The 10,994-nt window shown below is 40.5% G+C and carries 8 protein-coding genes and 1 pseudogene; 1 reads left to right on the top strand and 8 read right to left on the bottom strand.

Annotated elements, in window-relative coordinates; all coding sequences use genetic code 11:
• The coding region (locus L652_RS0120465) for an efflux RND transporter permease subunit (protein WP_024603620.1) at positions 1–1,771 on the bottom strand (1,771 nt) is incomplete at its 3' end.
• Positions 1,772–1,780: 9 nt separating this feature from the next.
• Positions 1,781–2,950, bottom strand: a complete 1,170-nt coding sequence (locus L652_RS0120460) for an efflux RND transporter periplasmic adaptor subunit (protein WP_024595653.1) — start codon at positions 2,948–2,950, stop codon at positions 1,781–1,783.
• Positions 2,951–3,069: 119 nt separating this feature from the next.
• Between L652_RS0120460 and L652_RS01000000124220 the strand changes: the two are divergent.
• Positions 3,070–4,013: pseudogene (locus L652_RS01000000124220) on the top strand (LysR family transcriptional regulator).
• A 10-nt stretch (positions 4,014–4,023) separates the two neighbouring features.
• On the opposite strand, the gene L652_RS0120450 reads toward L652_RS01000000124220, so the two are convergent.
• From L652_RS0120450 to L652_RS0120425, 6 genes are all read right to left on the bottom strand, one after another.
• The gene (locus L652_RS0120450) at positions 4,024–5,061 is read right to left on the bottom strand and encodes a GGDEF domain-containing protein (protein ID WP_029753195.1); all 1,038 of its coding nucleotides are present in this window, start codon (positions 5,059–5,061) and stop codon (positions 4,024–4,026) included.
• Positions 5,062–5,208: 147 nt separating this feature from the next.
• Positions 5,209–6,180 (bottom strand): GTP 3',8-cyclase MoaA, encoded by a 972-nt coding sequence (gene moaA / locus L652_RS0120445; protein WP_024595548.1) that lies wholly within the window; start codon positions 6,178–6,180, stop codon positions 5,209–5,211.
• A gap of 185 nt (positions 6,181–6,365) precedes the next feature.
• Complete coding sequence (locus L652_RS0120440; RefSeq protein ID WP_024595549.1) at positions 6,366–8,657, bottom strand: molybdopterin cofactor-binding domain-containing protein; 2,292 nt, start codon at positions 8,655–8,657, stop codon at positions 6,366–6,368.
• A 12-nt stretch (positions 8,658–8,669) separates the two neighbouring features.
• A complete protein-coding gene (locus L652_RS0120435; RefSeq protein ID WP_007582016.1) occupies positions 8,670–9,158 on the bottom strand; it encodes a (2Fe-2S)-binding protein in 489 nt (162 codons plus the stop codon).
• A gap of 171 nt (positions 9,159–9,329) precedes the next feature.
• Positions 9,330–9,941, bottom strand: a complete 612-nt coding sequence (locus L652_RS0120430; protein ID WP_024595550.1) for a nucleotidyltransferase family protein — start codon at positions 9,939–9,941, stop codon at positions 9,330–9,332.
• On the bottom strand, positions 9,935–10,963 hold the full coding sequence (locus L652_RS0120425; RefSeq protein WP_024595551.1) for an XdhC/CoxI family protein: 1,029 nt from the start codon (positions 10,961–10,963) through the stop codon (positions 9,935–9,937). Before L652_RS0120425 ends, L652_RS0120430 begins: the two co-directional genes overlap by 7 nt.
• Positions 10,964–10,994: the final 31 nt, after the last annotated feature.

Here is a 10,994-nt window from a genome sequence, read left to right as displayed (position 1 = left end):
ATGCGTCAGGTAACTGCGCAATAGCCACTAAATACTGTTTGTCTTGCTGTGGAATAAAGCCACCTGGTACGGTATCAAATAACTTAATTGTGCCGCCAACAAGTGCAATATAAGCCACCATTACAACAACGGTCATACGGATTAGTTTTTGTACCAGTTTTTCGTACCCTTTAGCACCACGATTAAATACGCGGTTAAATGGTTTAAACAACCAACGTCCAAACAATTTATTAAGTAAACGCGTGAACGCATCTGGTTTTGCATCGTGTGATTTTAATAACAATGCAGCAAGCGCAGGCGATAACGTTAATGAGTTAAACGCTGAGATAATCGTCGAAATTGTAATTGTAAGTGCAAATTGCTTATAAAATTGACCAGACAGCCCGGTAATAAACGCAGTAGGAATAAATACAGCACTTAGTACTAGCGCAATGGCAATAATAGGGCCTGTTACTTCGCTCATTGCAACGCGGGTTGCTTCAAGTGGCGATAAGCCTTTTTCGATATTACGCTCTACGTTTTCAACAACTACAATCGCATCATCTACAACAATACCTATGGCCAAAACTAAACCAAACAGCGACAAGGTATTAATTGAGACACCTAACCACTGCATTACGGCAAATGTACCAATAAGTGAAATAGGCACAGCAATTAGCGGAATAATTGACGCACGCCACGTTTGTAAAAATACAATAACAACAATAACTACCAGTACAATTGCTTCAAGCAAAGTGGCAATTACCGCGTCAATTGAGCCGCGAACAAATACCGTAGGGTCGTACACAATGTCGTATTCAACACCAGTAGGGAAATCTTTTGATAAGCGCGCCATTGTTTCGCGTACTTGATCAGAAAGCTCAATAGCGTTTGAACCTGGACGTTGGAATATTGGCATTGCAAGAGCTGGTTGGTTGTCAAGCTCTGCACGCAGTGCGTAAGTGTCTTGACCTAGATCAACACGGGCTATATCAGATAAACGCGTTAACTGACCTTCGTCGCCTACTTTAATAATAACTTGTTCAAACTCTTCAATACTGTTTAAACGACCTTTAACGTTTAACAGTATTTGAAATTGACTGTCGTTTGAAATTGGTTGCGCACCTAAGCTACCTGCAGCAACTTGCTGGTTTTGCGAGCGAAGTGCTGTTACTACATCTGTTGCTGTTAATTCGCGTGCAGCAAGAGCATCTGGGTTTAGCCATACTCGCATTGAGTATTTGCCAGCACCAAACATGCGAATATCACCTACGCCTGGCAAGCGCGCAATTTCATCTTTAATATTTAAATCAGCATAGTTAGATAAGTAAGCTGTGTCGTGCGTTTTTTCAGGTGAGTATAAATGTACTACCATGGTTAAATCGGGTGATGACTTTTCAGCCACAACACCTAAACGCTGTACTTCTTCTGGCAAACGCGGAAGTGCACTGTTTACACGATTTTGTACTTGTACTTGAGCACGGTCTAAATCGGTACCTAACGCAAAAGTTACCGTTAATGTCATACGGCCATCACTAGTACCTTGCGAGAACATATATAGCATGTTTTCAGTGCCGTTAATTTCTTGCTCCAGCGGTGTTGCCACTGTTTGCGCAATAACGGTAGGGTTAGCACCTGGGTAGTTGGCGGTAACAACAACTGTTGGAGGAACTACTTCTGGGTATTCACTTACTGGTAATTGGAATAGTGATATGCCACCAGCAATTAAAATAACCAATGACAGCATGGCCGCAAATATTGGGCGCTGTATAAAGAAATGCGAAAATTTCATCAATAAACCTTATTGCTTAGCCACAAGTTGTGCGTTGTCGTTTGACAATGTAAATGCCACACCGCTTGTATCAATTGTTACTGTTTGAGGAGAGATTGGCATACCAGGACCTACGCGAGCAGGACCATTTACAGCAATTACATCACCTTCATTAAGGCCTGAAGTAACCGCACGTAATGCACCGTAACGTTCACCAATAGTAATTAGTTTGTATTCAAGTACGTTGTTTTCGCCAACGGTTAGTACAAAGCGATTTTTTAAGTCAGTACCAATTGCACGTTCTGGGATAATAATAGCGTCGCTAATAGAATTGGCTGCAAGCTTGATACGTGCGAACGAGCCTGCGCGTAATTGGTTGTTGTCTTCATTAAATACCGCACGTACACGTAATGTACCTGTTGATGAATTAATTTGGTTATCAATAAAGTTAATGTAGCCTTTGTATGCAAAATCACTTTGACCGACTTTTTGCATTACAACAGTTTGGTGGCTCGCAGCAGTAACATCATTAAAAGAGCTATTCCATGTGCGCTCATCAACATCAAAATAAGCGTACATAGCTTGGTTTGAAACAATCGATGTTAATACGCTTTGACCCGCAAGTACGTTATTACCTTTAGTAATATTTGCACGAGAAATAATGCCATCAATTGGTGATACTACTGACGTAAACTCTAAATCAAGTTCTGCTGAGGTAAGTTGTGCTTGCAGTGCAGAAAGCTGTGCTTCGCGTTGGCGCAGTGTTGAAGTACGCGCTTGTGCTTGCTCTGTAGAGATTGCCTTACGGTCTAATAAGCGTACCGCACGTTTGTCTTCACTTTTAGCTTGCTCAAGTGCGGCTTCTGCACTTTTAATTTGCGCTTTTAAGCTTGCAACAACCGCTGCAAATGGGCGAGCATCTAATTGAAATAAAACATCGCCTTCTTTAACCACGTCGCCTTCTTTAAATTCAATGCTATCGATGATTCCTGATACACGCGGCATTAAAGCAACTTCTTGTGGAGACTCTAAACGAGTTGTATATGTGTGCCAGCTCTGTACCGGCTTAACAAGCACCTGTGCTACATCAATTGGTTGAAGTTGCTGTGCAGGTGCTGATTGAGCTGTGCTCTCATCAGCACAACCCGCAAGTGTTAAAGATGCCGCAGTAAGTGCAGCAGCAATTAGATGTTTGTTCATGAAGACGCTCCATTGTTGATTAGCCTCGCATAATACGGATTAAACTCGTGTGTAAAAACCATAGATTTTTAAATTCATTAATGCCAAAATGGCATCAATAGATTAGTTAAGGTGTAATAATGGATACAACAAGTCGACTTTTAATGTTACTTGAAGTAGTTGAGCAAGGCTCTTTTGCTAAAGCTGCAGAAATACGCAACATAGATCGCTCTGTTATATCTAAACAAATTAGCCGTTTAGAGGATGAGTTAGGCGTTAGGTTACTTAACCGTACTACCCGTTCATTTTCGCTCACTGCGGCAGGNCAGGCGCCGAAATGATCAAAAAAGCCGCTGAGCTTAGAGAGCTGCTCGGCGAAACCGTGCGCATGGCTGAAAACTACCATTTAGAGCCGCGCGGCGTTTTAAAAATCACTTCATCAACACTTATTGGTCGTCGTTATTTACAACCTGTGCTTAATGATTTTCAAAAACGCTTTCCGCAAGTAGAAGTCGAACTGCGTTTAGACGACAGATTAGTTGATATTGTCTCTGAAGGATTTGATTTGGCTTTTCGTGTAGGAGAGCCTAAAGACTCGTCACTTATCGCACGTAAAATAGCGCGTAATCGATTATTAATTTTAGCTGCGCCACAGTTTATTGAAACTTATGGTATGCCAAAGACAATGGAAGAGTTAGCGAAATTGCCAGCAGCAAGCTATGCCAGTAATTCTATTCGAGTAGAAGCAATAGATTATTACGATAGTAAAGGTGAGCGCTGCGAGCAAAAAATAAAAAGTGTGTTTAGGGCAAATGATGCAGAATCATTGTTAATGAAAACATTGTCGGGCACCACTTACTTTGTTGCCCCTGCATTTATTATTGGTGATGAAATAATACAAGGTAAGCTAGTGCCTTTATTAACCGATGTAAAACTGATGGAGTTTAGCGCTATGTATGCCGTATATCCGCATCGAGATTTACCGGTAAGAACCCGATTATTTTTTGATGCTGTGCGCGAGCATTTAGGAAAAGATAAACCGATTTGGGAAAACGGGATCCCTAACTTTGAACAAATGTACTAAGTAGCACGACTTACGCAACAACTGCCTCGTAATCATTTTCTGTTTTAAACTTACAATACACTTTATTGCGACCAAATTGCTTTGCTTTATATAACTGTTTATCTGCTTGGTTTACAAAGCTTTCCAATGAATTGGTACTTTTAAATTTTGCCACACCAATGCTGGTTGTCACATTGATTGCAAGGCCGTCAATGTCAAATGTGGTACTTTCAAAACATGCCCTTATTTGTTCGGCAGTTTTAAGCGCGGCCTCATCATTTTCAAAAGAGCTAAATAAAGCAAACTCCTCACCGCCTACTCTAAATACATACCCTCTAGCGAGTATAACTCTTAGTAAAGTTGCTACTTCAATAAGCACTTGGTCACCCACACCATGGCCATATTCATCATTTACTTGTTTAAAAAAATCTAAATCAAGTAAGAATAAATATAACTGTGATTTATCTTGTAGTTCTACTTCAAAGTAGTGGTTCATTGAAAGGCGATTGCCTGCACCCGTTAGTGGGTCAAGTAACGCTAAATTTTTAAGTCGCCTTGAAAAGTGTGAACGACTCCCTTCAAAAACGTGAGAAATCGCCCAAATACTTAAATAAGCACAGAGTAGATTAAGAGATAAGTTAAAAGTCTCAAAGGGGGCAAGAGTAGACTGACTACCTAAAATAAACACTTGGATCACTAATAAATTTGCAGAGAAAATTACACCATATTGTTTACCTAATAGTAGGTAGTACAAGATAGGTAATGCAAACGACCATACATATACACCGTTACGAGGCGACGCCAAAGATGTACCCAAAATAACGATGAATGTGATAAGTGCGCACATTACAACGGATTGCCAAAACTGTAATGGGCGGCGTATAAGTGTAATATAAGTAAATATACAATAAATGGAAAAACAGATTTCGATATAGCCAAGCAATGGAAAGTTATTTACAGTTAAATTAAATCCCGCAAATCCAACCGATAAAACACCAAAACAAAGGCACATTCCTCTTAGAACGTCCTTTCTTAATGATTTAGTGCTATTAAGGGCTGCGATATCCATTCTAATCACTTAATAAAAATAAAAAGTAAGTTTAACGTGAAAATACAATTTAACAAGCTTTGTTGCTCTAAAACCATGTAAACACACCCTTTTATTGGTGATTTAGGGACACGTTTGATGTTTTTGTTTACAAATTAGCTCTAACAATTAACCACCTAACATAGATAAATTAGTGGTGATGCCCGTATTACCTTGATGCAAAAGATGAGTTGGCTTCTTAGTTTTAATATAACGAGATAACAATGCCATTAATTCACTGTTTGAACTGTCGTTCATATATTCTCTTAGCGAAATACCCTCTTCAGAAAACAAACACAAGTGCAGATTTCCTTTTGCTGTAACCCTTAGTCGATTACAGGTACTACAAAAATCATTGCTGTAAGGCATTATTAAACCAATTCTGCCTTGATAATCAGGGTGCGCAAACTCTTGAGCAGGACCTGCTGATGCACTACGCGCAACTTGCTGCCAACCCGTTTGTAATAGCTGAGTTTTTAAAACTTGCCCAGAAACATGGTTAGCATCAAAAAAGGCTTTGTTGTCGTTTGTTTGCATCAATTCTATAAAGCGGATGGTAACGGGGCGGTGTTTAACCCAATTTAAAAATGTATCAAACTCTTTTGCGTTGTATTGCTTCATCAGCACGCTGTTTATTTTTACCGAATCAATACCCGTTTCAAGCGCAGTATCAATACCTTTCATTACTGAGGTAAATTTGTCATGCCCAGTAATGGTGTTAAACATGCGTGAATCTAAACTATCAATGCTTACATTAATGGCGTTTAAGCCTACATCAACCCAGTCATGAATATTCTTATGAAGAGAAAAACCATTGGTGGTCATTGCAATTTTTTTTATGCCCGCAACATCTTTTGCCGCGCGAACAACATCTATAAAGTCTTTTCTAAGGGTTGGCTCTCCGCCAGTGATCCTTACTTTTTCAATACCATGGTGTGCAAACGCTTTAAGCGTATTGCTAATTTCATCAATTGTGAGGAAGCCACGGTCGTGACCGCCCTGATAACCATCTGGTAAACAATAAACACACTTAAAATTACATACATCAGTAATAGACAAACGTAGGTAACTAAACTCTCGCCCTGTTGGGTCGATTAGCATAAATAAACCTTAACTAATATCAACACGTAATAACAACCTAATACCAATTTGCAATAATGCTTAATCGTTTAATTAAGCAAACTGGTATAAACAACGCTACCTATTGATACATAAATAATAATTACATAAATATATTAAATAACTAAAGGGGCAGCCTAAAGCATGCCCCTTTAATTATTTTTGTTTTACGCTTTTAAGCCTTTTTTAAGTTCGCTTGGCTTCATTGGTAGGTCACGTAAACGCACGCCTACAGCATTAAACACTGCATTACCAATAGCAGGAGCAACTCCTATCACGCCAGGCTCACCTAAACCAACTGGAAACTCATCGCTTTGTAAAAACTCGATGTCCATATCTGGCACATCTTGCATTCTTAGCGGTAAATAAGTATTAAAGTTAGTCGCAGATACTTGCCCATCTTTATACGTATTTGACTCATGCAATGCAAGACTGCTGCCCCATAGTAACGACCCTTCAATTTGCGCCAGTGCGCCATCTGGGTGAACTATTAAGCCCGCATCTACAACAACATAAAGCTTTTTAAGCGTTATTTTACCACTATCACGGTTCACGTGAACATGCGCTGCGGTTGCAAGCCATGCTGGCATGGTACGTTCTTGCCCTGAGCTTACAGAAAAACCAATACCTTCGTCTTTCGCCAATTTTACAGAAGCTACTTTGTCAGACACCGTTTTAAGCACATTACGTAAGCGCAGTGCTCCGCCAACGCTCTCAGGTGCTTTACCTGCTTGCTTGCCTTTACCATCTAACATTTCAATTCTAAATTGAACAGGATCTTTGCCTTGCTTATGGGCAATTTCATCAATAAACGACTCAAGACTCCATGCAATCCAACCTGGCCCTACTGAACGTAACCAACCTGGATTAAAGGTGCTTTGTGCAACTTCGTTATTAATAGCGCGTGCACGATGACTGCTCATGCTATACCAATGATCAGCGCCTGATGCCGAAAATGCATCAAATTTACCTTTGCCATCAACACCCGGTGATAAAAACCCTGGTGCCATAGCTTTAGTAGGCCAACCAGCAGCAAATGCATGTTCCATTCCTGTGAAGGTACCATTTTTATCAAACGACGCCGTCATTTTTGCAGCAGATGCAGAACGAGACTGATCGAATAAACTATCGTCTGCTCGTGTAAATACCAGTTTTACTGGTTTACCTACTGCTTTTGCAGTTAGAGCCGCAGGTACAGTCCAATCACCAAATAATCGACGACCAAAACCACCACCTAAATAATAAGGACGAATAATTACTTTGTTTTGTTCTATATCGAGTGCTTTAACAAGCGCTGGTAACGTAAGTGACTGCCACTGGTTACCTGTATGAATAATCCAATTTCCGTCTTTAAACTCTGCAACCGCATTTAATGGCTCTAGCTGATAATGACTCGCTGTCGCTGTGGTATACATTGATTCTAACAACTCACTAGCGTCTGCTTGAGTTTTCTTTATATCGCCTTCATCAACAAACAAAGTACCCGAGTCGCGTTGCTCGCATAATCGCTTACCTTCTTTTTGAATATCAGCTTCAGATATATTTGCCGACTCACCCTTTTTGTAACTCACCTTTAAAGCATCTACTGCTTTAATGGCACTTGGGTAACTATCAGCTAATACAACAACCCAGCCTTGAACTGTGTTACTAGGATCATTTAAAATTTCATAGCCTTTGTAACCTTTAATTGCTTTTGCTGCACTATCATCAACGTTTGTTACTGTACTGCCATAACGAGTTGGTGGAATAACTGGACGCGCGTACAGCATGCCTTCAACTTCTACATCTATCCCATATACTGCTGTACCATTTGTTTTGGCTGGTATATCAAGCGCTTTAAAATCTTGTTTAAGCCCAGTTAAATGACGTTTATTAGCAGGTTTTAGTGGAAGGTTTGCAACTTCATCACTAGTAAATGTACGATTAAATTCGCCCTTTTTAACTATGTCTGCGTAACTAACCGATTTTTCGCCTGCAATAATATAGCCCTTTTCAGCACGACATTTATCTGCAGGCACGCCGAGCAATTTAGCTCCAGCTTCTATTAATGCAATTCGACCCGCAGCGCCGGCTTGGGATAATGGCTTAAAGCTTTGAAATACAGACCACGAACCACCCGTTACCATAAAGCCCCATTTTTCATGAGTATCTACGTAGGTAATTGATACTTTATCCCAATCACATTCAAGTTCATCAGCCACAATCCGCGCAAGAGCAGTACCGATATGTTGACCCATTTCAGCTTTTGCAATACTTACTTCTACAGCGCCGTCGGTGCTCATAGTCCACCAAATGGTGGGTGAAAAAGCTTGTTGCGCAATTGATTCTTTTGCACTGAGCGAACCCGAAAATAACGCAGGGGCAAACGCCATGACTAAACCTGCGCTAGCAGTGCCAATCATAAACGAGCGACGATTTAAATTAACGGTTTCGCTATTTTTTTGAAATAATTTTTTCATTATCGGCTCCAGTTAAGCGTCTTGTGCATTTGGATCAAATATATTTACTACACTTTGTGACTCATCTGCAGCGCGTTGAATAGCAGTTTTAATACGTTTATAAGCCATACAGCGACAGTAGTTACCATTCATATGGCTTACTATCTCTTCATCTGAAGGACTTGGGTTAGCTGCCAGTAATGTAGCCGCTTGCATTATTTGCCCCGACTGACAGTAACCGCACTGTGGTACTTGCTCTTCAACCCATGCTTTTTGAAGTGGGTGTTCGTTATTAAGTCCTTCAATTGTAGTAATGTTTTTTCCTGCAATTGCGCCAATTGGTAAAACACATGAGCGAGTTGCTTGCCCATCTAAATGCACCGTACACGCACCACACATTGCAATACCGCAACCAAACTTCGTACCTTTTAATCCAATTTCATCGCGAATAACCCATAACAATGGTGTATCTTCACTTGCGTGTGATTCAACCACCTTGCCATTAATTGTAAACGTCACCATAGCTTGCCCCTTGATTAAGCTTTATAGCCCCAATATTAGTTAATACGTTGGCTTTTACCGTTAAAATTGTTGTAACTACTCACTCTAAAAACATCATTTACTGTGTAATACCCATTGTACTCACAGCTAAATACTTTAAACATAATCGTAGTTACAACTGATATAATTCAATTACTTTTTGTGTACTTTTAATTCATGCTTCGCTATAAAATTACTCAGCTGCAGTTGCGTATCTATATCTACACTCGCACTACTTAAATTAATTGTATTGACGACTTCACTGCTGGAACGCAGTAATTGCTGTGCCCCCTTATCAGAAGTTAAGCTTGTAAGCTTTGATAAATCAACCGCTGGGAATATAGCGGGTACACCTAAACGCTCGCCATAGTTTGCACACCAGCGCGAGGATTCACGTGTGAAACCTGTAACTAATGCAGCTAGATCTTGCGTTTTAAGCTCAACCTGATCGGCAAGCATAAATAAAATTCCATTATAAGCATGGTGTTTAGATAGCGCTTGCGAAGCGACAGCAATTGAAACACCTAAGCCGTCATCCCATCGTTTGTTTTCAATAATATGTATATCTGAATGCCCGCTGAGTGCTTTTACTACCTCTGCGTGCCACTTTCCTGTAACTACATATACGGGTGAATCATCAAGCGCTTGCAGCACTTCAACCGCTCGCTCAATCATTGTTTGCCCTAAGCCCACATCGGCTATTAGCTTACAACCATCAAAACGAGATGATTGACCTGCTGCCAACACTACTTTTGCAATCAGCACGGCTCTTGCCCCCAATGGCTAAGTGATTGGGCATCTTTATCACACAGCACTGCATGTATTTCGCTGATCAGCGATAGTGCAATACTCTCTGGCGAGTCGCCCCCTAAATTTAAACCGACAGGCCCAAAAACAGGAGACTTAATTTGTGAAACACGCGTATTTGCGTGCTCTAAAACTTGCTCACGCCTGTGCTTAGGACCCAATAACCCTATATATTTAAACGGTACATCTTTAAATTGAGCCAACGTACTGGCGTCAAGTTCAACGCTGTGAGCCATTAAAATAGCCGCATCGACTTTATTAGTTATGCAATATTCTTTTAACTCACTCGGTGTGATGCGCAAAATAGCATCTGCATTTTTAAAATATTGTCTTTTTGCATTAGCCGCGCGTGTATCCCATACAGTTACACTCCAACCAAGTTGTTTGGCAAATGTATAAACCGGAACTGCATCTGCTCCACCACCTACTATTAATAGGTGGGGCGGTGGATAAATAGAGGTTTGCAAGCACGTAGCGCCTTGTAATTCTACCAACTGCGCTTTGCGGTTCATTGATAAGCCATGCAACTCATCATTTTGCGAAAATACACCACTACCGGCTGGCAAAATGGGGCTTACTTGTTGAAGATATCGCCCTGGTTTATTCTCATTAAGTGCTTTAGATACAAGCTCTAACTGTAAATAGTCATTAGCTTTGTGAATGGGCTGCAGTAAAATATGTACTATGCCCCCACAACCAATGCCAAGTTGAAATGTTAAATCGTCTTCATCGGTGGCATCATAACTAATGGTTTTACTGCTTAAACTACTCATTACTTGTTTAGCATGGCGTTGTATGTCAGCTTCTAAACAGCCACCCGAAAGCATCCCCAAGCGCTCGCCTAGGCTCGAAATAAGCATCATAGCCCCTAGCTTTCTGTAACTAGAGCCTTCAATTTTGTACAAAGTAGCTAAAACCCATTCTTGGTTATCCCTATCGGGATACCAAGTGTTTAAGATACTTTTCAAATCTGTAACCATATATTGCCCTTTAAAAAGCATTTTTGCGTTT

Origin of the sequence: Pseudoalteromonas sp. TB25, assembly GCF_000497995.1 — a bacterium.
In the GTDB taxonomy this organism is placed as follows: Bacteria; Pseudomonadota; Gammaproteobacteria; order Enterobacterales; family Alteromonadaceae; genus Pseudoalteromonas; species Pseudoalteromonas distincta.
Note: the sequence above shows the minus strand (reverse complement) of the source record. Positions and strands in the feature narration are given on the sequence as shown.

Bases quoted from the DNA above. Each gene is read 5' to 3' on its own strand.
- L652_RS0120450 (WP_029753195.1), bottom strand. From the start codon at position 5,061: ATGGATATCGCAGCCCTTAATAGCACTAAATCATTAAGAAAGGACGTT.
- L652_RS0120440 (WP_024595549.1), bottom strand. From the start codon at position 8,657: ATGAAAAAATTATTTCAAAAAAATAGCGAAACCGTTAATTTAAATCGT.
- moaA (WP_024595548.1), bottom strand. From the start codon at position 6,180: ATGCTAATCGACCCAACAGGGCGAGAGTTTAGTTACCTACGTTTGTCT.
- L652_RS0120435 (WP_007582016.1), bottom strand. From the start codon at position 9,158: ATGGTGACGTTTACAATTAATGGCAAGGTGGTTGAATCACACGCAAGT.
- L652_RS0120460 (WP_024595653.1), bottom strand. From the start codon at position 2,950: ATGAACAAACATCTAATTGCTGCTGCACTTACTGCGGCATCTTTAACA.
- L652_RS0120425 (WP_024595551.1), bottom strand. From the start codon at position 10,963: ATGGTTACAGATTTGAAAAGTATCTTAAACACTTGGTATCCCGATAGG.